The organism is Litoreibacter albidus (genome assembly GCF_900107015.1).
Taxonomy (GTDB): Bacteria; Pseudomonadota; Alphaproteobacteria; order Rhodobacterales; family Rhodobacteraceae; genus Litoreibacter; species Litoreibacter albidus.
In genome coordinates, this window is record NZ_FNOI01000003.1 from 43,559 (window position 1) to 64,860 (window position 21,302).

Here is a 21,302-nt window from a genome sequence, read left to right on the forward strand (position 1 = left end):
GTTCCTCGCAGCCAGAACACCCCCGCACGACAAAGCGCGGAGGGGTATCGGCGCGTTACTCGGTGACGCGAACGGCCTTCATCTGATCAGGCGTGCCCACGACGGCGCCGTTGCCGCCTGTGCCAAGCTTGATCTCATCGACCACGTCCATACCGGACGTCACTTTGCCCACCACGGTGTATTGACCGTTCAGGAAAGAGCCCTCGTCAAACATGATAAAGAACTGACTGTTGGCAGAGTTCGGGCTTTGGCTACGGGCCATGCCGACGATGCCGCGCTCGAAATTCAGCTCCGAGAATTCCGCAGGCAGGTCGGGACGGTCGGAGCCGCCACGGCCAGCGCCAGCCGTGTCCCCACCGGCTTTGCCAAATTCCACGTCGCCGGTTTGCGCCATGAAGCCTTCGATCACGCGGTGAAACACCACGCCGTTATAAGCGCCTTCAGCCGCAAGCGCGGTTATTTGCTCCACGTGCTTCGGGGCGACATCTTCGAACAGGTCGATCACGACCGTGCCGTTTGCCTTGCCAGAGATGTCGATTTCCAAGCCGGTTGCAAGCGCGGGGCTTGCAGCCAAGGCCGCGATGATTGCCAGATACTTACTCACCGTCGCCACCATCTGCATCAGCAGCATCGGCTGGGCCAGCAGCGCCGTCGGCGTCAGCGGCAACCACAACAGAGATCATACGGTCAGGGTTCATTGGTGGCTCGCCGCGCTGGATCGCGTCAACATGCTCCATGCCCTCAATGACGCGACCGTAAACAGTGTATTGGCCGTTCAGGAAGCTGTTGTCAGAGAAGTTGATGAAGAACTGGCTGTTCGCGGAGTTCGGGTTTGCCGAACGCGCCGCGCCGATAGTGCCACGGTCGTGGGGCAGCTTGGAGAACTCAGCAGGCAGGTCAGGCATGTCGGAACCGCCTGTGCCAGCCAAACGGATGTTGAAATCTTTTTCCATGTTGCCGTTCGCAACGTCGCCGGTTTGCGCCATGAAACCGTCAATCACGCGGTGGAAGGCCACGTTGTTATAGGCGCCGGAGCGAACCAGCTCCTTCATACGTGCGGTGTGCAGCGGCGCGACATCGGCCAGCAATTCGATAGTGACGGTGCCACCGGAGAGTTCCATCAGGATGGTGTTTTCGGGATCTTTGATATCGGCCATTGGTAAGGCGCTCCTAAGCGTTTTGATTTGGCGACAAACTAGACCAGTTGCGAGCGGTGTAAACCCCTGCCCGCACGGTCCGGTGTTGGTGGCAAAGCTAGCGCAATCTGTCTTGCAATGCGGCGTTGACCGCGGGGGTTACGAATTTGGACACATCACCGTCCAGACGCGCGATTTCCTTGACCAGCTTGGACGCAATCGCTTGGTGCTGCGCCTCTGCCATCAGGAACACGGTCTCCACGCTGTTATCCATGGCGCGGTTCATGCCGACCATTTGGTACTCGTATTCAAAGTCCGCGACCGCGCGCAGCCCGCGAATAATGACGCTGGCACCCACGTCGCGCGCGCAGTGGATCAACAGGTTCTCGAAAGGGTGAACGACAATCTCGCAGCCGGTTTGCGCCGATATGTCTGCGCACTCTGCCTCTATCATGGCGCTGCGCTCCTCTAGGGAAAACAACGGGCCCTTGTCGCGGTTGATGGCGACGCCAATTACCAGACGGTCCACCAGCGAGCAGGCCCGCCGGATAATGTCGGAATGCCCCAGAGTGATCGGGTCGAATGTTCCGGGGTATAGTCCAATACGCATATGTTGGGCCTTTGCTCGTATTACCGTCGGGCAACGCAACAATATTGCGCGCAGGATTGCAAGTCGATTGCGATATTGCGCCCCAACTCGGCGTCCCCACATGCCAACGCTTCGCTATTAACAACGTATCGTAGTGCTGGAACTACGACGCGTAAATCGTTGCAATTTAAGCGTAATTATCCTTGAAAACACGACCAGAGATTAACGGCATTCGCCGTCAGTGCCCCATGATCATCCCTTCAAGGGCGTCCTTCTCCATCGACAGCTCGCTCAGGCGGGCTTTGACGACGTCGCCCAAGGTAATCAGGCCGATCATTTCACCGCCCTCAACAACAGGCATGTGGCGAAAACGGCCTTCGGTCATCTGGCTTAGGATGCTGTCGGCGCGGTCGCTGGACGTGCAGGTGACCAGCTTCTTGGTCATCATGCTGTCGACTGTCTCGCTAAGGCAGCCTGCCCCGCGCTTGCCGATTTCGCGCACGATGTCGCGCTCTGACAGGATGCCCAGAGCGGTTTTATTGTCGGAGGACACAACCACCGAGCCGATCTTGCGGGTCGATAACATATTGGCCGCATCAGCAACGGAGGCCGCCGGTCCGATCGTCACAACGCCGTCATCCGCCTTCAGCTTCAAAATCTGGCTCACCAACATATGCGCATCTCCTTTTAGGGTATCAACAAAATGATCAATACACCCACTGTCGTCGCAAGGTTGGGTTTGCGTCAAGTCCGGCCTTCCAGCCTCACCACTTCTTGGCGCACGCGCTTGCCCAGCTCTTTGGCGAATAGCCCCAACCGCGAGATGTTCCGGTCATCCGCGTGGCGCACCAGATAGAAACTGCGTTTGAGGGAGAATTGATCGGAGAGCACGCGCGTCAACTCCGGCGCGAAGGGCAGCGCAAAGTCGTGACCGATGACCAGCCCCGACCCGACGCGTGCCCAGTTGAGTTGAACCGAGACGGAGTTCGACGCGAATTTGGTGCGCGGGCCGCCGATCTCAGAAAGGTAATCCAGCTCCGTGTCGAAAATCAGGTCGGAGATATAACCGATAATGGTGTGGTCTTTCAGGTCCTCTAGCTTCGATAAGGCGGGCGCTGCCGCCAGATAGTCTCGGCTGGCCATGAGATGCAGATGGTAATCCGCAAGTTTTTGGCTGGTCAGCCTGCCCGCCGTTGGCGGCGACACGGTGATCGCCATATCCGCCTCCCGCTTGGAGAGGTTGAAGACGCGCGGCAAGGCGACGATCTGCACCTCCAACCCCGGATTATCGGCGCAGATCGACGCGCAGACCTGCGGCAGCAGATAGTTCGCGCAACCGTCAGGCGCGCCAACGCGAATTTGGCCGGTCATTGTTTCCGCCCCGCCCAGTACATCCTCTTGGGCGTTGAACATGGCCGTCTCTATCGCCTCCGCCCGCGCGACAAGGCGTGCACCGGCCTGGGTCAATGCGTAGCCCTGCGGCGACTTCATGAATAGCACGGCCTCTAACGCGGACTCCAACCGCGCCACGCGCCTGCCCACGGTTGCGGGGTCCAAGCGCAGGGTTTTGCCAGCGCGGGACAGGCTTTCGGTGCGGGCCACAGCCAGAAAAACACGCAGATCGTCCCACTTAGGTTCAGCCATTTCAGCCCTTACATTTTTGCAAAATGATTTTGGGAAATTGGCCCTTCTTATTGCATAAATGCAAGCATAAACTGGCGCGGAAACTCAAGGAGGATTCCATGCAAGAGCTTACCCACTACATCAACGGCGCCCACGTCAAAGGCACATCCGGCCGCTTTGCCGATGTGTTCAACCCTGCAACCGGCGAAGTTCAGGCGAAAGTGCCTTTGGCCTCCGCAGATGAGATGGACCAAGCGGTGCAGATCGCTGCCGCCGCACAGCCCGCTTGGGCCGCCGTCAACCCGCAACGCCGTGCGCGCGTGATGATGAAATTCGTGGCCTTGCTGAACCGCGACATGGACAAGCTCGCCGAAGCGCTGTCGCGCGAACACGGCAAAACGCTGCCCGACGCGGCTGGCGACGTGCAACGCGGCCTTGAGGTCGTGGAATACTGCATCGGCGCTCCCGAGCTGTTGAAAGGTGACTACACCGACAGCGCCGGTCCCGGCATCGACATGTATTCGATGAAGCAAGCCTTGGGCGTGACGGCGGGTATCACCCCGTTCAACTTCCCCGCCATGATCCCGATGTGGATGTTTGCCCCTGCGATTGCCTGCGGCAACGCGTTTATCCTGAAACCGTCGGAGCGTGATCCCTCCGTCCCGCTGATGCTGGCCGAGTTGATGGAAGAAGCTGGCCTGCCCAAAGGTATCTTACAGGTTGTAAACGGCGACAAGGAAGCAGTGGACGCGATCCTGCACCATGACGTGATCCAGTCCGTGGGCTTCGTGGGCTCCACCCCGATTGCCGAATATATCTACAGCACCGGCTGCGCGAACGGGAAGCGCGTTCAGTGCTTTGGCGGTGCTAAGAACCACATGATCATCATGCCAGACGCCGACATGAACCAAGCCGCCGACGCGCTTGTGGGTGCGGGATACGGTGCTGCTGGTGAACGCTGCATGGCGATCTCCGTGGCTGTGGCCGTGGGTGACGATACCGCCGACCGCCTGCTGGAGAAGCTGGTCCCGAAAGTGGAGGCCTTGAAAGTCGGGCCATACACCTCTGGCAATGACGTGGATTACGGCCCCGTTGTGACTGCCGCCGCGAAGGCCAACATTGAGCGTCTGGTTCAAACCGGCATCGACCAAGGCGCCAAGCTGGTGGTCGACGGGCGTGATTTCAAACTGCAAGGCTACGAGGACGGATTCTTTGTAGGCCCCCACCTGTTTGACGGCGTGACCACCGACATGGACATCTACAAGCACGAGATTTTCGGGCCGGTTCTGTCCACTGTGCGCGCCGACAGCTACGAAGACGCGCTGAAGATGGCGATGGACCACGAATACGGCAACGGCACCGCGATCTATACGCGCGATGGTGACACCGCCCGTGACTTCGCCAACCGCATCAACATCGGCATGGTTGGTATCAACGTGCCGATCCCTGTGCCGCTGGCCTACCACACCTTTGGTGGCTGGAAGAAATCCATGTTCGGCGATCTGAACCAGCACGGCCCCGACGCGTTCAAGTTCTACACACGCACCAAAACCGTCACCTCCCGCTGGCCATCCGGCATGAAAGAAGGCGGCGAGTTCTCCATCCCCGTCATGGAATAAGCAGACAATTTGCGCCCTTGCTTTTTCAAAGCGGGGGCGCAAAACTAAACACGCGTTCAATTCCAAGGGAGGGAAGACATGGACTTCGCGCTATCCGATGAGCAAACCGCCATTTTTGACATGGCAAAAGCCTTTGGCGACGAGTTCATCGCCCCTAACGCCCTCCAATGGGAAAAAGACGAAAACATCCCCAAAGACCTATGGCCCCGTTTGGCGGAGCTTGGCTTTGGCGGTCTTTATGTCTCAGAGGAAAGCGGCGGCTCCGGCCTGTCGCGCCTAGACGCCACGCTGGTCTTCGAGGCCCTGTCGATGGCCTGCCCGTCCGTCGCGGCCTTTCTGTCCATTCACAACATGTGCGCCGCGATGATCGACAAAAACGGCTCCGACGCGCTCAAGGAAAAATACCTTGAGAAAGCCATGAGCATGGAGACGTTCTTTGCCTACTGCCTGACCGAGCCGGGCTCCGGCTCCGACGCTGCCGCATTGAAAACGCGTGCCGAGCGCACGAACGAAGGATTTGCCCTGACGGGCACCAAGGCGTTCATCTCTGGTGGGGGATACTCCGACGCCTACATCGTCATGTCGCGGACCGGCGACGCGGGCCCCAAGGGCGTGTCCGCGGTGATTGTCGACGACGGCGCAGAGGGGCTTTCCTTTGGCGGGTTAGAGGACAAAATGGGCTGGCGCGCACAACCAACACGCCAAGTGCAATTGGACAATTGCAACGTTCCATCCGAAAACCTGCTAGGCCTTGAGGGCAAAGGTTTCACATATGCGATGCAGGGCCTGAACGGGGGCCGACTAAACATCGCCGCGTGTTCCCTTGGCGCGGCGAAATCCGCGCTGGACAAAACGCTGGCCTATATGGCCGAGCGCAACGCCTTCGGCAAACCCATCAACCAGTTCCAAGCGCTGCAATTCCGCCTCGCGGACATGGAGATTGAGCTGCAAGCCGCCCGCGCTTTCTTGCGCCAAGCCGCATGGAAGCTCGACACCGGCGCGCCCGACGCGGTGCAACATTGCGCGATGGCCAAGAAATTCGTCACCGAGGCCGGATCACGTGTCGTGGACGGCTGCCTGCAACTGCACGGCGGCTACGGCTACCTCGCGGATTACGGCATCGAAAAGCTGGCTCGCGACCTGCGAGTCCACCAGATTCTGGAAGGCACGAACGAGATCATGCGCATGATCGTCTCGCGTGAAATGATCGCCCGATGAGCGACATCTCCACCCGCATTGAGGGCCGCGCAGGCCGCATCACCTTGCAGCGCCCAAAGGCGCTTAACGCCTTGACCTACGACATGGTGCTCGCCATCGAGGCGGCACTCGACAATTGGCGCGACGCCGATATCGACCTGATCCTGCTCGACGCGGAAGGTGACCGCGCGTTCTGCTCCGGCGGTGACATCGCGGATATGTATGCCTCCGGCCAGAAAGGCGACTTTGAGTACGGTCGGCAGTTCTGGCGCGATGAATACCGCTTGAACGCCAAGATTTTCGAGTACCCCAAACCCGTCGTTAGCTTCCTGCAAGGCTTCACCATGGGCGGCGGCGTTGGCGTCGGCTGTCACGGCTCGCTGCGCATCGTCGGTGACAGCAGCCAGATCGCGATGCCCGAATGCGGCATCGGGCTGGTGCCCGACGTGGGCGGCTCTTTGATGCTGGCCTTGGCACCCGGTCGCACAGGCGAATATCTGGGCATGACCGCGACCCGCATGGGCGCGGCGGACGCCATTTTCGCAGGCTTCGCCGACGCCTACGCACCAGAGGACGACTGGCCCGCCCTAAAGGCGCAGATGATCGAGACGGGCATAGTGCCGGTGCTGGACACCCCTGCTCCAAGTGGCACGCTTGAGCCGCTTCTGCCGCAGATCGACCGCCATTTTGCTGGCGAGACCCTTGGCGACATCCTGCGCTCGCTCAGCACCGACGACAGCGAATTTGCACGCGGTGCCCTGCGCGCGCTTAACCGGAATGCGCCGCTGGCAATGGCCTGTGCGATGACCATCACCCGCAGGCTGCGCTCCGCCAACTCTGTGCGCCAAGCCTTGGATCAGGAATTTCGCTACACCTACCGTGCCGTGGCGCAAGGCGACTTTATCGAGGGCATCCGCGCCGCGATCATCGACCGCGACCGCACCCCTAAATGGGCGCACGACACGCCGGACGCCGTCACGGATATGGATGTCGCCCACATGCTCATGCCCCTCGGGGATGCCGCGCTGAACTGGAAGGAAATGCCATGAAAATCGGATTTATCGGACTGGGTAACATGGGGGCACCAATGGCCGCCAATCTGGCCAAGGCGGGCCACGAGGTCACCGGCTTCGACATCGCCAACACCCCGCCTGAGGGCGTTCACGCGGCGGATGCTGTCACTGGCGCGGCCGCAGATATGGACGTGGTGATTACCATGCTGCCAAACGGCGCGATCTTGCAAAGCGTCGCCGCCGACGTCATCCCCGCAATGACGCAGGGGGCGACGTTCCTCGACTGCTCCACAGTCGACGTGGAAAGCGCGCGCACTGTGGCGAACATGGCGGCAGCGGCGGGCCTCATGGCTGTCGATGCACCCGTCTCTGGCGGCATCGGCGGCGCAGCAGCCGGCACGTTGACCTTTATGGCCGGCGGCTCTGACGCGGGCTTCGCGGCCGTCTCGCCGCTGTTTGACATTATGGGCCAGAAGGCCGTGCATTGCGGCCCTTCGGGCAATGGGCAGGCGGCGAAGATTTGTAACAACATGATCCTTGGTGTGACAATGATCGGCACCTGTGAGGCCTTTGCCTTGGCGGATAAGCTCGGCCTTGATCGCCAAAAAATGTTCGACGTGGTTTCGACGTCCTCCGGCTACTCATGGGTGATGAACGCCTATTGCCCCGCCCCCGGCGTGGGTCCGCAAAGTCCAGCCGACAACGATTACACACCTGGCTTCGCGTCAGAGCTGATGCTGAAGGACTTGCGCCTCAGCCAACAGGCGGCGGAGGCATCTGACGCAGACACCCCCATGGGGGCCCGCGCCACGGAGCTATACGCCGACTTCGTAGAGCAGGAAGACGGCCTAGGGCGCGACTTCTCCGCGATGCTGCCCCGCTTTGTCTCGCGGCGTCGGCGCTAGGCCAGTTCCGGCCCAGCCCATCATTGCTTCATAAATACCTCGGGGAGCGCGAGGGGTTGGCCCCTCGCCTGCTTGCCGCACGCGCAACGCCACCCAAAGGCGCGCGCCATCTCCACATAGCCAAACATGTTTAATAAGGGGAGGAGAGTGGCGCGGTTGACGGGACTCGAACCCGCGACCCCCGGCGTGACAGGCCGGTACTCTAACCAACTGAGCTACAACCGCCCGCTGCACGCCTGAACCCTCAGGCGTGGGCTGGTATTATGTCCCCACCTGCCCCCCGTCAAGCGGCGATACGGTCTCTTTTGCGATTTTCGACATTTCTTTTAATTTGGGCGACGATCGGCGGGCCGCGCGCCCTGCCTTCTGCTCTCTGCCACGGGATTGCCCCACATTTGGCCCCCAGAACTCGCCGTTTCCGCGCCACCCCACGACGAGCAACGAATCCCCGAAAAGCGTGTTTTCCGCCAACCACATAGCGGACCGCGCATCGCGAAGACGCCAACCGCCATATCAGGCCTGTCTGCAAATCATCTATCTATGTGAGGGAAGTCGTGGTGGGTCGTGAGAGGCTCGAACTCCCGACATCTTCGGTGTAAACGAAGCGCTCTACCAACTGAGCTAACGACCCGACTGGCGACCGAATACCGGAAAGATGGGGACGACTGCAACCCCAAATCGAAGCCTGTTTTCAAGTTCTTGCAATTTTATTGCAGAAGCTCCTGAACTCCGTCTTTCAAATGGAACACAACGCCCTGCCCACCTGGCAAATCGACCATTGCGTCAATCGGGTGGCCCAACACCAACACGCGCAACATCCGCGAGGTAATCCCGTGCGTAATAAGGACGGCTGGCCCATCCAAGCTATCCAGGAATGTCTGGCAGCGGGTCTGCAGCGCTTTGAACCCTTCCCCGCCCTCGGCCTGTTCATAGAAGGCCAAGGGGCCGTCCACCGTCGCCTTGGGGTCACCCGTGATTTCCAGCTCTGTGCGGATTCGGCCCTGCCATGTTCCGGCGTGGATCTCGCGCAAAAGCGGGTCGGTGCGAATCTCTGCCCGCGACTGCGAAAAGACTTCCACGGCCGTGTGCAACGCGCGGGTCTGCGGGCTGCAAATCACGTCGAAGCCGCTAAGGTCGACCTGCTCCAGAATGCGCCGCTGGGCGTGCGCCTGCGCGATGCCTTTCTGTGTCAGGGGCGAATGCAGCCGGCCTTGCATGCGGCCGGACGCATTCCACTCCGTCTCGCCGTGGCGCAAAATATAAAGCTCGGGGTACTGGGAAGCCGACATGAACAAACCTCATAAACGCAGAACGCGCCCAACGCGAGAATCGCGGGGCGCGCCGAATTCTGGTGGGTGATAAGAGATTTGAACTCCTGACATCTTCGATGTGAACGAAGCGCTCTACCACTGAGCTAATCACCCGTTGGCGGGCGGTTTAGCGCTACTCCGTAGCCGCCGCAAGCGGGTCTTTGGGCACGGCCTTCGCAGGGTCTTTAAGCTTGGTACGCAAGACGACCATTTTGCCGTTCGGCGTGTCCTTCGTGCGCGCGATCTTGATCTTGCCCAACGGCGGCAAGGACAGGTTGTAGCCCTCACGCAGAGCTTGGGCGACAGCCTCCATCGAGGCTTCCAACGCACGGCGGGCATCGCCTTTTTTCATGCCGCTGGCCGCGACCATCCGCTCGACCATTTCCTTCTTGGTCAGCTCTGGTGCATCCGGCTTGGCGCCTGCGGGTGTTGCTGTTTGCGATGTCTGAGGCTCTGCCGTCTTGGCCGTCACCACCGACACAGCGGCGGCGGGTTTGGCTGCGGTTTTCGCGGCAGCCTTCGGCTTCGTGCTGGCGGCACGGGTCGTGGACCGTTTGGTTTTCTTGGTGCTGGTTGGTTTAGGCTTGCTAGACATATGATCGCTCGATCCCGCAGATTTTCAGTTGCACTACGCTAGCAATGTTGAACGCGCTTCGCCAGATGATTGTTTCCAAAATGGAAATTCTGTGGCCTCAGATCAGAAGCCGCGAATAGAGTAGCAGGCCGAACTGCTCCAAGCTGCGCGACGTCTTCGGCCAGATCGCGGCCCACGCCAACGGATCAATCCCCGCCCCTGCCCGCAAAGCGGACAGATCACGGCGCCCGTCTATCCCTGCCAAGATTGCAGCCGCCTGCTTCGGCAAAGCCAGCTTGTGTGTAAGGCCGTTCAGCGTGACTGGTATCTGCCCGCGCGTGGCCACGGCTTTCGCCAAGGCTGGCCCTGTCATGCCGCGCAAATGCGGCACCGCACGCTGGCTTTGCACTGCGCGCGGTGCCTCGCTGCCTTGCCGTCGTGCATAGACCACATGCGTCTTAATGGTTCCGTCGAGTTTTTCCGCTAATCCCATCGCTTCGATATCTTCCATACCATCAGGGCGTTGCGCAAAGCGGCTGAGGTCATACAGGAATGGGTGCGGCACCCCTGCGAATTCCAAGCCTGCTGACGTCAGGCACGTGGTCAGTTCGCCTATCCTGTAAGGCCGGTCTTGGGAGTGGAGCAACAGATCGTAGAACCCCGCATCGCTTTGCTCGTGGTCAACCAAATGCGGGTTGCGTTTGAATGGGTGGGTTTGCGGCAACGCGCTGTACATCGCCTTCGCACGCGACAACCGCTCCTCAGGTGGCAACCCCGCCGTCAACGCGCCAAAGGCCTGTTGCAACGGGTAAACGCCCGCCCGTCCGTATGGCGCATAGACCATGAGGCCAATACCACCGTCGGGCGCGAGCGCAGCCGACAAGGCATCAAAGCCCGCTTGCGGCTCCGGCAAATGGTGCAGCACGCCGCAGCAATCGATGTAGTCGAACGGGCCATAGCTCGCGGCATCCAGCAGGCTGCCGGTGATGAACGTGATGCCTGTCAGCCCCCGCGCCTCTGCACGGTTTTCTGCGATGGCGCGCGATGCGGTGGACAGGTCAATATAGGTGATGTCATAGGCCTTGCCCGCCGTGGTCAAAACCTGCGCCAGTTGGATCAGCGCGTCGCCCGTTCCGCCACCAGCGACAAGGATACGCGTCGTGCCAGACCAATCGCGCGCGCCACCAAAGAGATGGTGATCCAACTCCAACGGGTGTGAGGGCGATCCGGTGATGAGCCGCTTCGCCTCATCCTCGGGCGTGCGTTCCGGATATGGGTAGGCCTCGTATTGGGCTTTGACCTCGCTCATTTATGGGCCTCCTCATGAACGTAGTGTTGGCCGCCGCACGCGGGGACGCGTCATCAGCATTTATAGGATATGTCGCAACGATTGTTCGTTGCATTCGCGGCGTTGTCAAAGCGGGTTTCAAGATACCCCAACCTAACAGTCCTGAGTTGATCACAAAATATCCATCCGGCGCATCATAAACACGCCAAAGGTGACACAACTGCTCACCTTGCCGTGACAATCACAGCACTAACCTTGCTTGGACGCACCAATCCCTCCACTTCTAAGACCAAGCACACCGAGCAGGAGCCGGAACCATGGGCATTGAGCGTATAAATTTCACCGGACATTCCGGTGCATCACTGGCAGCACGTCTGGATATGCCGGACGGGCCACATCTGGCGACCGCGCTGTTCGCGCATTGCTTCACCTGTTCCAAGGATATCGCGGCAGCGAAACGCATCTCCGCGCGCCTTGCGGGCATGGGCATTGCCGTCATGCGGTTCGACTTCACCGGCCTTGGGCATTCCGACGGCGAGTTCGAGAACACCACCTTCACGTCGAACGTCGACGACTTGCTGCTGGCCGCCGCGCATCTGGACAGCATCGGCATGGCCCCGAGCCTGCTGATCGGCCACTCCCTCGGCGGTGCAGCGATATTGAAGGCTGCCCCACAGATCAGATCCGCCAAAGCGGTGGTAACGATCGGCGCGCCTTTCGATCCGGCGCATGTGACGCACAACTTCGACGATGCGCTGTCAGCCATTGCGTCGAACGGCGTTGGTGAGGTTATGCTGGGCGGGCGCCCTGTGCGGATCGGGCGGGACTTCGTGGAAGATGTTTCCGCAGAAAATCTGGCGCAATCCATTCGCAACCTGAACATGTCCCTTCTGGTGCTGCACGCGCCGCTGGACGACACCGTCAGCATCGACAACGCCGCGCAGATTTTCCAGCACGCCAAGCACCCGAAAAGCTTTGTCACGCTGTGCCATGCGGATCACCTGATCACCCGCCCTGAAGATGCGGAGTATGTGGCGACGGTCATCGCAGGCTGGGCCTCAAAGGACTTGGACCTGCGCCCCCCCGCGCCGCCCATTGGTGCGCCTGAAGGGGTTGTGCGAGTCACGGAATCCAATCCGGACGGTTTTTTGCAAGACATTAACGCGGGGCCGTTTCACCACGTTCAAGCGGACGAGCCGCTGGCGTATGGCGGCACCAACCGCGGGATGTCCCCCTACGGGTTGCTGGCCTCGGGGCTCGGGGCGTGTACGTCCATGACGATCCGCATGTATGCGCGCCGCAAAAAATGGCCACTGACCCGCGTTTGGGTCGATGTGACCCACAACGCCATGCACGCCCAAGATGCGGGCGGGCCGTCCAAAATTGACCGATTCAACCGTGAAATTCATCTGGAGGGCGATCTGGACGAAGCGCAGCGCCAGCGCCTGCTCGAGATCGCGGACAAATGCCCCGTACACAAGACGTTGGAGTCTGGTGCGGAGATCAAAACGGTTCTGGCGGACTGATAAAAACGGCCCTGACAGCGGAAATCTCCGTCAGGGCCGAAATATCATTCGGCCTTACTCCGCCGCCACTTTCTTCTTCGCACCTTTGAGTGGCTTCTTGGCCTCCAACATCGGCTTAAGGTAGTGGCCGGTGTAAGACCCCTCCACTTCCGCGACTTTCTCCGGCGTCCCAGTGGCCACAACGGTACCGCCGCCATCACCGCCTTCGGGACCGATGTCGATGATATGATCAGCGGTTTTCACCACGTCGAGGTTGTGTTCAATCACCACCACCGTGTTGCCTTGGTCGACCAGCTCATGCAGCACTTCGAGCAGTTTCTTAACGTCCTCAAAGTGCAGGCCCGTCGTCGGCTCATCCAAAATGTAGAGCGTTCGGCCTGTGGAGCGTTTCGCCAACTCCTTCGACAGCTTTACCCGCTGCGCTTCGCCACCAGAGAGCGTCGTCGCCTGCTGGCCGACCTTGATGTAGCCAAGGCCCACGCGCATCAGTGCGTCCATCTTTTCGCGGATAGAGGGCACGGCCTTGAAGAACTCCTGCGCGTCCTCCACGGTCATATCCAGTACGTCGGCGATGGATTTCCCTTTGAACTTCACCTCTAGGGTTTCGCGGTTATAGCGCGCACCTTTGCAGGTTTCGCATTCCACGTAGACGTCTGGCAGGAAGTGCATCTCGATCTTGATCACACCGTCGCCCTGACAGGCCTCGCACCGCCCACCTTTGACGTTGAAGCTGAAACGCCCCGGTTTGTAGCCGCGTGCCTTAGACTCTGGCATGCCCGCGAACCAGTCGCGGATAGGCGTGAACGCCCCCGTGTAGGTCGCAGGGTTTGACCGCGGCGTGCGCCCGATGGGGCGCTGGTCGATGTCGATGACCTTATCCAGATGCTCAAGCCCCTTGATCGTCTCGCAGGGGGCTGGCGTTTGACGTGCGCCGTTCAGCGTCATGGACGCTGTTTTGAACAACGTCTCAATCGTCAACGTGGACTTGCCGCCGCCTGAGACACCCGTGACGCACACAAATTTACCAAGGGGGAAATCGACGGTGATGTTCTGCAAGTTGTTGCCGGACGCTTTCACCACCGTCAGCTTCTTCTTGTTGCCCTTGCGGCGTTTCGGATTAACCGGAATCTCCCGCACGCCCGTTAGGTAGTCGCCGGTGACGGATCCGCTGGCGGCAACCTCGGCAGGTGTGCCATGCGCCACGACTTGACCGCCGTGAACACCGGCACCTGGTCCGATATCAAAGACATAATCCGCCTCGCGGATCGCTTCCTCATCGTGTTCCACCACAATCACGGTATTTCCCTGATCGCGCAGGTTTTTCAGCGTCGTTAACAGGCGGTCATTGTCGCGTTGGTGCAACCCGATAGACGGCTCGTCCAGCACATAGAGAACACCGGTCAGGCCGGACCCGATCTGCGACGCAAGCCGGATGCGCTGGCTCTCGCCGCCAGACAATGTACCCGCGTTGCGCGACAGCGTCAGGTATTCAAGACCCACGTTATTCAAGAATCCAAGCCGTTCGCGGATTTCTTTAAGGATGGCTTTGGCGATCTCGTTTTTCTGGCTGGTCAGCGTCTCTGGCACGTTCTCGCACCAATCAAACGCCTCCTTGATCGACATCTCGACCACCTGCCCCGCGTGGAGGTTGTCGATCTTAACAGCAAGCGCTTCCGGACGCAGACGGTAGCCGTCACAGACACCGCATTTGCGGTTGTTCTGATACCGTTCAAACTCTTCGCGAATCCAGTTGCTGTCCGTCTCGCGGTAGCGGCGCTCCATGTTGGGGATCACCCCTTCAAAGCTGCGCGTCACTTGGTAGACGCGCCCGCCTTCGTCGTAGCGGAACGGGATTTCTTCATCACCGGAGCCATAAAGGAACACCTGCTTCACATGCGCGTCGAGATCTTTCCAAGGCGTGTTTTTGTCAAATTCGTAATGCGCGGCGATGGCTTCGATCGTTTGCAAAAAATAGGGGCTCTTGCCCTTGCGCCACGGGGCCAAGGCGCCGTCGTAGAGCTTCAGCGATTGATCAGGGACGACCAACCGTTCATCAAAGAACAGCTCCACCCCAAGCCCGTCACATTCCGGACAGGCCCCAAACGGCGCGTTGAACGAGAACAAGCGCGGCTCGATCTCGGGGATCGTGAAGCCGGACACAGGACAGGCGAATTTCTCGGAGAACGTAATGCGTTCCGGTTCGCCATCCTTGGGCGCGGTCTCAAGAATCGTGATCCCGTCGGCCAAATCCAGCGCCGTGCGAAAACTGTCGGCAAGGCGTGTCTCTAACCCTTCGCGCACCACGATACGGTCCACCACCACGTCGATGTCGTGGCGGTACTTCTTGTCCAAAGTCGGCACATTGTCCAACTCGTAGAATTCGCCGTCGACTTTGACGCGCTGGAAGCCAGACTTCGCCAGTTCCAGAAATTCCTTGCGGTATTCGCCCTTCCGGTCGCGGATGATAGGGGCCAGCAGATACCCGCGCGTCCCCTCCTCCATCGCCATTACGCGGTCGACCATATCTTGCACTTGCTGTGCCTCGATAGGTTTGCCAGTCGCGGGGCTGTAAGGCGTGCCAACGCGCGCAAACAGCAGGCGCATGTAGTCGTAGATTTCGGTGACCGTGCCCACCGTAGAGCGCGGGTTTTTCGATGTCGTCTTCTGCTCAATCGAGATCGCAGGCGACAGGCCGGAGATGTGATCCACATCCGGTTTCTGCATCATGTCCAGAAACTGCCGCGCATAGGCCGACAGCGATTCAACATAGCGGCGCTGCCCCTCGGCATAGATCGTGTCAAATGCCAGCGACGACTTTCCTGAGCCCGATAAGCCGGTAATAACCACCAGTTGATCGCGCGGAATATCCACGTCGATGTTCTTCAGATTGTGTTCGCGCGCGCCGCGCACTTCAATGTTCTTTAACTCGGCCATGCGGTCCATCCCAAATGCGTTGCGCCACACATAAGGCGTCTGATGCTAGGTTCCAATGCGTTAGCAGAACATTAAAAGAACATCCACGAATTTATTTAATTTTTGACCGCAACACCGTAGTGCAAATCATCCCTACACCACAAAACAGCCCGATGATCAGACACACACCCGCGAGGCCCGCTTGATCAAAAATCAACACAAAGATAGGCGTGCCAAGCGTTGTGCCGACATTGCCCAGTTGGGCGATCCCGCCCGTTGCGCGCGCCCTGTCGGTCGGGGCGGCATTAAAATAGGGGATTGCCGCAAAGGACGCCGCAGGAATGATCGCCATCACAAAGAACAAGATCATCAGCGGCCAGATTGCAGGACTTGCAACATACACCAAGCCGCTCGCAGCGATGGTGAGCGCGAAGCCGATCATCACCAGTTGATCCGGCCTTATACGTTTGCCCAAGAACCCGCCCCACAACGTCCCGACGATGCTCAACAACGGAATTGCCGTGATCGCCCAAAGCGGCAGATTTAGCGCGATCGGAAGCACTGCCAGCAAGGCGATATATTGGATCGTATACCAAACGAACCCGCTGCCCGCGATGATGAGGCGCGGTGTCGAATAGAGAATGCGGTGCTCCGCCAAATAAGACACAGGCACCCGCTGCGCGATGCGGTGCACGGGCAGCAACGGATACAAAAGCACCGCCATGATCAACATCCCCACCCCATGCGCCACAAACACCGCCGGCAGGCCGCCTATCCCTATCAGCGAGGGCAACAACAGCGCAGTGATCGCCATGGAGGTGCCGAAGAATGTGGCCCATATCCCCATCACGACAGGGCGGTCTTTCTCCGCCGAGATGCTCGCCATCAAGGTCGGGGCTGCCACCACAATCGCCAAGTGAGATAGCCCCTCCAGTGCGCGCAATCCCGCAAACACTGTTATGTTCGGCAAAGTGGCCTCAATCAGCGACAGAACGCCGCCCGCCACAAGCGCACCGGTAAGTGACCGCGCAACGCCGATACGCGTCACCACGGCCCCAGCGACCGCGCCAAGCAGAATGCCCACCATGCCGACGATTGAGATAAGAACAGGCACGAAGGCCCCGCCCTCGGCATAAGTCTCGCGAAGGACAGGCAAGGTTAACGTGAGCTTGCCAAACTGCGCAGCAGCAAAAAGCCCCGCGACAAGCAGGGCAAAGACAAGCGGCCAATTTGTTTTCGCAGGAACCATGGCGGCAGTCCTGCGGTGCATCTGCCCCCGCGTCAATCCGCATATACGCACAATAAAGGCGCGCAGGTTTCCCCGCGCGCCAAATAAAGTATCTCGCGCCGCGATAGCGGCTCCTTCAGGTCAGACCATCCTAGAAGTGGATGGCGCGGCCATAGGCGTCGAGGACAGATTCGTGCATCATCTCGGACAAGGTCGGGTGCGGGAAGACCGTGTTCATCAGATCTTCCTCGGTGGTCTCCAGCGCACGGCCAACCACGTAGCCTTGGATCAGCTCCGTCACTTCCGCGCCGACCATGTGAGCACCCAAAAGCTCTCCGGTTTTCTCGTCAAAGATGGTTTTCACCATGCCCTCCGACTCGCCCAAGGCGATGGCCTTGCCGTTGCCGATGAACGGGAACCGGCCAACCTTGATTTTGTAGCCGGCTTCTTTCGCCTTCTCCTCGGTGAACCCGACGGAGGCCACCTGTGGGTGGCAATAGGTGCAGCCTGCGATGGCTTCGGGGCGCACGGGGTGCACATCTTTCTGGCCCGCAATCAGTTCGGCTACCACAACGCCCTCATGCGAAGCTTTATGCGCCAGCCATGGGGCGCCAGCGATGTCACCGATCGCATAGACGCCTTCAACGCCCGTGCGGCAGTACTCATCGACAATGACGTGGGTGCGGTCAATCTTAACGCCAAGCTCTTCAAGGCCCAGCCCCTCGACGTTGCCAACGATGCCGACAGCGGAGATCACAGTATCAAACTCGACCTTCTCAACCTTGCCGTTCGCTTCGATATGGGCGGTCACTTTGCCTTTGCCACGCTCCAGCTGTTTTACCATGGTTTTTTCCATGATCTTCATGCCTTGTTTGACGAATTGCTTTTTCGCGAAGGCGGAAATTTCCGCATCTTCAACTGGCAAAATACGGTCCATGACCTCCACAACCGTCGTGTCGCAGCCAAGCGTGTTGTAGAAGCTGGCGAATTCGATCCCGATTGCGCCGGATCCGATGACCAGCAGCTTTTTCGGCATGCGTTTTGGCGTCAGCGCGTGCTTATAGGTCCACACCAGATCGCCGTCAGCTTCCAGCCCTGGCAATTCACGGGCCCGCGCACCTGTGGCGACAATGATATTCTTCGCCGTCAGTTCTTCCGTGCCCTTGTCTGTCTTGACCGACACCTTGCCCTTTGCGGGGATCGTGGCCTCGCCCATGATCGTGGTGATCTTGTTCTTCTTCATCAGGTGGCCGATGCCACCCGACAGCTGGTTGGCCACCCCGCGAGAGCGTTTGACCACGGCATCCAGATCATATCCGATGTTGTCGGCCTTCAAGCCGTAGTCCTTGGCCCGCTCCATCAGGTGGAACACTTCGGAGGACCGCAGCAGCGCTTTGGTTGGGATGCAGCCCCAGTTCAGACAAATCCCGCCCATGTGCTCGCGCTCGACAATGGCAACGTTAAGACCCAGCTGGGCGCCACGGATAGCGGCAACATAGCCCCCCGGCCCTGCACCGATGACAATCATATCGAAGGATTTAGCGGCCATGTGTTCTCACTCCCGAGACGAAATTAAACTAGTTTAACGCTAAACTAGTTTTTTCGACCACATAACGCAACGCAAGATTGGGTCTGCGCCATATGCGTGGGACGCATAGCTACCTGCGCGGGCGGCGTGCTTCCAGTTGCTCAAGCGACCGCGCCAGCAGGATACCCACGCGCCGCGCACCCTTGCGCGACAGATGAACGCCGTCCAAGGCGAAGTGGCTTCGGTTGGCGGGATTGATTGCGGGCTTGCTTCGCACCAGTTCAACCCCTTCCAATCGCGCTGCCAGCGCACGCTGGCGATCGGTCAGCTCACGCACGACCCGCTCGCATCGCGAAAACAGGTTGGGACGCTGATTGCCCTCATAGTACGCAAGCAAGATAACTTTGGGGCCGTCTTTCCGGATGCGCGCCGCCAGATCGGGCAGGATTCCGGCCTTCCCGTCCTTGGTGATCAGCTTATCGAGCACTTTATTGCAACGGTTGCAGCCGCATTTCACCAGCAGATCGTTCGCCCCGCCGTTGACGACAACCCAGTTCCAGTCCCCCTTGGTGTATTGCGCCGGAATAACACTGCGGCTGTTGCCTTGTGCGCCCGTCAAATACAGCTTCGCCCCCGAGGCCGCACGGTTTTCCACGCGGCGTTTGGTCTCCTTGGCCAAAACATGCGGGATTGAGGCACGTTTGAAGCTTTGCCATTCCAGCATGCTGTCACCAATCACAAGGATATCGTCCTTAGGTCCGGCGACGCCCATCGCAGGGGCGGCCAATGCAAAGCAGGCCGCCGCCATCAGTTGGCGAGTAGTAAATTTCACGTGTTCAGAGTCCTTAAACTGCGGCTCTGACGGATTCTACGGTCGACCCATATCCGCCATCTTCGATGTAGGCGTTTTCGGTCGGTGTGGTGCGGCGGTCAAGGGCATCATTTCGATACGGGAACCGCCCGAACTGCCGGATGACCTCTCGGTGGGCCCGCGCATGTAGCAGATTGCTGCTTCCCTCCTTGGGCATACGGGTCAAAAATAGCCGCACGCAGCGTTCCTGATCGGAGACACATTCGGAGTGCATCAACGGCATGTAGAAAAACTGCCGCGCCGGTTCGTCGATTTTCATATCCCAATTCTTGCTAATCGCCGTCTTTGCAACCGCCAACGCCTGCCTGTCGGTGGAGAAGGCCTTCTCACTGCCGCGAAACATATTGCGCGGGAATTGGTCCGTTAAGATCAGATAGGCTAGAACCCCACTGGGATAGGTCATCCACATCGACAAGCCGCCCTGCTGCGCGCGTTGCCAAAGTGGCTCAAATCGGTCGCGGATTTCAGCGTCAATCGCCTCACCTCCCGCGTACCAACCCTTTTCCCCTTGCTCGTCCAGCCAGTAGCTTAGGACGTCCTCAGGTGTAGACATGGCAAATCCTCCTGTGCCGCCGTCCCCAAGTGTTACCAAAGCGTTACAAACTGCTGCGCAGACCGCAACCGTTTTTTCTCAGGATCATCGGGTTAAAGACTCTTCGGCCACACCTTCTGCTTCGGCCTCCGCCGCTTCGGCGATTTCTTCGGCGGCCTCCACGTATACCTCTTGCGCCATCTCAGCGATAAATGGCGTGGAGCCCGGGCCAACGGCGGCGTATGGAACTGCCTCGTATTCGCTCTCTTCTGCGTAGGCGGATGGGCGGCGCGTCATGCGGAAGGCGGCGTAAGCGGATGTCGCCATCATTGTCACCATGATGATCAGCCAGAACCCCTGCGCCCCGAACTGCGTCATCAGCCAACCCGTTAGAACCGGACCCGCGATCGCGCCCAGCCCGTTCACGAACAGCAAACCGCCTGATGCGCCCGCCATATCCTCTGGTTCCAGATAGTCGTTGGTGTAGGCGATAAGCAGCGCGTAGAGCGGGTTTGTCATCCCACCAATAATGAAAGAGCACGCCAAGAGCACATAGAACTGTGTCCCGAACAGCCACGCAATTGTGGCCGCAGTTGTGGCTATTACAGAGACACCTAAAATCAAAATGCGGCGATCCATACGGTCCGACAGCCAGCCAATCGGGAATTGCAGCACCATGGCACCGACAAAGATCGACGAGACGAACACCGAAATTTGCGCAACGCTGAACCCTGCACGCGTGCCGTAAACCGCTGACATCCCGAACTGCGCGGAGAACACCCCGCCCAGCATCAACATCCCAATCACGCCAAGCGGCGATATTTTGTAGAGGTCCGCAAAGCTAAGCTGGCGGGTCGCGCCGAACGCGGGTGTCGGCGTGACGGAGAGCAAAATCGGGGCAAAGGAGATCGAAACCAGCACCGACGGGATCACAAACAAAATGAACCCGCCTGGATCGGCCACGTTCAACAAACCCTGCGCGGTCACGATACCGACCATTTGCACGATCATATAAAGCGACAACGCCTGCCCGCGGTTGTCATTGGAGGCCGAGTTGTTGAGCCAGCTTTCGGCGGTGACATATACGCCGGAGAAGCAAAACCCGATAACCACACGCAGCACGACCCACGCGATGGGGTCGGTGACCGCCGGATACAGAATCAAAACAGCAGAAATGAAAGACCCGAGCGCCGCAAACACCCGCACGTGTCCCACGCGCTGAATGATATTCGGCGCCATGCGCGACCCGCCAAGAAACCCAAGGAAATAGCCGGAAGTGATCAACGACAGCTCGAAGGTAGTGAACCCTTCGATGTCGCCACGCACACCGATCAGCGAGCCTTGCAGGCCGTTGCCGACCATCAACAGCATCATTCCTAACAGCAAAGCCCATGAGGATTTGAAGACTTCAAACATATTACGATCCAAATCCTATTTGCGGGCGACCCTG

General features: G+C 59.3%; 19 protein-coding genes and 3 tRNA genes. 5 read left to right on the forward strand and 17 right to left on the reverse strand.

The window, feature by feature from the left end; all coding sequences use genetic code 11:
• Window positions 1–55: 55 nt before the first annotated feature.
• From BLW66_RS08685 to BLW66_RS08705, 5 genes are all read right to left on the reverse strand, one after another.
• Window positions 56–631 carry a peptidylprolyl isomerase gene (locus BLW66_RS08685; protein ID WP_425283330.1) on the reverse strand — a complete coding sequence of 192 codons (576 nt, stop codon included), beginning with the start codon at window positions 629–631 and terminating at the stop codon, window positions 56–58.
• Window positions 597–1,157: a peptidylprolyl isomerase gene (locus tag BLW66_RS08690; protein ID WP_089946758.1), complete on the reverse strand. Its 561-nt coding sequence runs from the start codon at window positions 1,155–1,157 to the stop codon at window positions 597–599. The genes BLW66_RS08685 and BLW66_RS08690 overlap by 35 nt, the downstream gene beginning before the upstream one ends.
• Window positions 1,158–1,254: 97 nt before the next feature.
• Entirely contained in the window at window positions 1,255–1,746 is a 492-nt protein-coding gene (gene coaD / locus BLW66_RS08695; RefSeq protein ID WP_089946759.1) for a pantetheine-phosphate adenylyltransferase, read from the reverse strand.
• A 217-nt stretch (window positions 1,747–1,963) separates the two neighbouring features.
• Entirely contained in the window at window positions 1,964–2,398 is a 435-nt protein-coding gene (locus BLW66_RS08700) for a CBS domain-containing protein (protein ID WP_089946760.1), read from the reverse strand.
• A 71-nt stretch (window positions 2,399–2,469) separates the two neighbouring features.
• Window positions 2,470–3,369, reverse strand: a complete 900-nt coding sequence (locus BLW66_RS08705) for a LysR family transcriptional regulator (RefSeq protein ID WP_089946761.1) — start codon at window positions 3,367–3,369, stop codon at window positions 2,470–2,472.
• Window positions 3,370–3,467: 98 nt separating this feature from the next.
• Here BLW66_RS08705 and BLW66_RS08710 point away from each other — a divergent pair, with 98 nt between their 5' ends.
• The 4 genes from BLW66_RS08710 (at window position 3,468) to mmsB (ending at window position 8,082) form a co-directional block, all read left to right on the forward strand.
• The gene (locus BLW66_RS08710; RefSeq protein WP_089946762.1) at window positions 3,468–4,967 is read left to right on the forward strand and encodes a CoA-acylating methylmalonate-semialdehyde dehydrogenase; all 1,500 of its coding nucleotides are present in this window, start codon (window positions 3,468–3,470) and stop codon (window positions 4,965–4,967) included.
• Between the two features lie 78 nt (window positions 4,968–5,045).
• Entirely contained in the window at window positions 5,046–6,185 is a 1,140-nt protein-coding gene (locus BLW66_RS08715; RefSeq protein ID WP_089946763.1) for an acyl-CoA dehydrogenase family protein, read from the forward strand.
• A complete protein-coding gene (locus BLW66_RS08720; protein ID WP_089946764.1) occupies window positions 6,182–7,213 on the forward strand; it encodes an enoyl-CoA hydratase/isomerase family protein in 1,032 nt (343 codons plus the stop codon). The genes BLW66_RS08715 and BLW66_RS08720 overlap by 4 nt, the downstream gene beginning before the upstream one ends.
• Complete coding sequence (gene mmsB / locus BLW66_RS08725) at window positions 7,210–8,082, forward strand: 3-hydroxyisobutyrate dehydrogenase (RefSeq protein ID WP_089946765.1); 873 nt, start codon at window positions 7,210–7,212, stop codon at window positions 8,080–8,082. Before BLW66_RS08720 ends, mmsB begins: the two co-directional genes overlap by 4 nt.
• A gap of 148 nt (window positions 8,083–8,230) precedes the next feature.
• Here mmsB and BLW66_RS08730 read toward each other — a convergent pair.
• From BLW66_RS08730 to BLW66_RS08760, 6 genes are all read right to left on the reverse strand, one after another.
• A tRNA-Asp gene (locus BLW66_RS08730) sits at window positions 8,231–8,307 on the reverse strand.
• A 330-nt stretch (window positions 8,308–8,637) separates the two neighbouring features.
• Window positions 8,638–8,713 (reverse strand) — tRNA-Val (locus tag BLW66_RS08740).
• A 76-nt stretch (window positions 8,714–8,789) separates the two neighbouring features.
• Window positions 8,790–9,371 (reverse strand): histidine phosphatase family protein, encoded by a 582-nt coding sequence (locus BLW66_RS08745; protein ID WP_089946767.1) that lies wholly within the window; start codon window positions 9,369–9,371, stop codon window positions 8,790–8,792.
• Window positions 9,372–9,431: 60 nt separating this feature from the next.
• Window positions 9,432–9,506: transfer RNA gene (locus BLW66_RS08750), tRNA-Val, on the reverse strand.
• A 19-nt stretch (window positions 9,507–9,525) separates the two neighbouring features.
• Window positions 9,526–9,987 (reverse strand): HU family DNA-binding protein, encoded by a 462-nt coding sequence (locus BLW66_RS08755; protein WP_089946768.1) that lies wholly within the window; start codon window positions 9,985–9,987, stop codon window positions 9,526–9,528.
• Window positions 9,988–10,084: 97 nt separating this feature from the next.
• Window positions 10,085–11,275: a class I SAM-dependent methyltransferase gene (locus tag BLW66_RS08760; protein WP_089946769.1), complete on the reverse strand. Its 1,191-nt coding sequence runs from the start codon at window positions 11,273–11,275 to the stop codon at window positions 10,085–10,087.
• 296 nt (window positions 11,276–11,571) lie between these two features.
• On the opposite strand from BLW66_RS08760, the gene BLW66_RS08765 reads away from it, so the two are divergent.
• Window positions 11,572–12,780 (forward strand): bifunctional alpha/beta hydrolase/OsmC family protein, encoded by a 1,209-nt coding sequence (locus tag BLW66_RS08765; protein ID WP_089946770.1) that lies wholly within the window; start codon window positions 11,572–11,574, stop codon window positions 12,778–12,780.
• A 54-nt stretch (window positions 12,781–12,834) separates the two neighbouring features.
• Here BLW66_RS08765 and uvrA read toward each other — a convergent pair whose 3' ends face one another.
• From uvrA to BLW66_RS08795, 6 genes are all read right to left on the reverse strand, one after another.
• Window positions 12,835–15,714, reverse strand: a complete 2,880-nt coding sequence (gene uvrA / locus BLW66_RS08770) for an excinuclease ABC subunit UvrA (RefSeq protein WP_089946771.1) — start codon at window positions 15,712–15,714, stop codon at window positions 12,835–12,837.
• Between the two features lie 91 nt (window positions 15,715–15,805).
• Window positions 15,806–16,942 (reverse strand): MFS transporter, encoded by a 1,137-nt coding sequence (locus BLW66_RS08775; protein WP_170833441.1) that lies wholly within the window; start codon window positions 16,940–16,942, stop codon window positions 15,806–15,808.
• A gap of 130 nt (window positions 16,943–17,072) precedes the next feature.
• Window positions 17,073–18,470 carry a dihydrolipoyl dehydrogenase gene (gene lpdA, locus BLW66_RS08780; protein ID WP_089946773.1) on the reverse strand — a complete coding sequence of 466 codons (1,398 nt, stop codon included), beginning with the start codon at window positions 18,468–18,470 and terminating at the stop codon, window positions 17,073–17,075.
• Between the two features lie 109 nt (window positions 18,471–18,579).
• On the reverse strand, window positions 18,580–19,281 hold the full coding sequence (locus BLW66_RS08785; protein ID WP_139254553.1) for an SGNH/GDSL hydrolase family protein: 702 nt from the start codon (window positions 19,279–19,281) through the stop codon (window positions 18,580–18,582).
• Window positions 19,282–19,294: 13 nt separating this feature from the next.
• Window positions 19,295–19,873: a DUF924 family protein gene (locus BLW66_RS08790; RefSeq protein ID WP_089946775.1), complete on the reverse strand. Its 579-nt coding sequence runs from the start codon at window positions 19,871–19,873 to the stop codon at window positions 19,295–19,297.
• A gap of 84 nt (window positions 19,874–19,957) precedes the next feature.
• Window positions 19,958–21,268 carry an MFS transporter gene (locus BLW66_RS08795; protein ID WP_089946776.1) on the reverse strand — a complete coding sequence of 437 codons (1,311 nt, stop codon included), beginning with the start codon at window positions 21,266–21,268 and terminating at the stop codon, window positions 19,958–19,960.
• Between the last annotated feature and the right edge of the window lie 34 nt (window positions 21,269–21,302).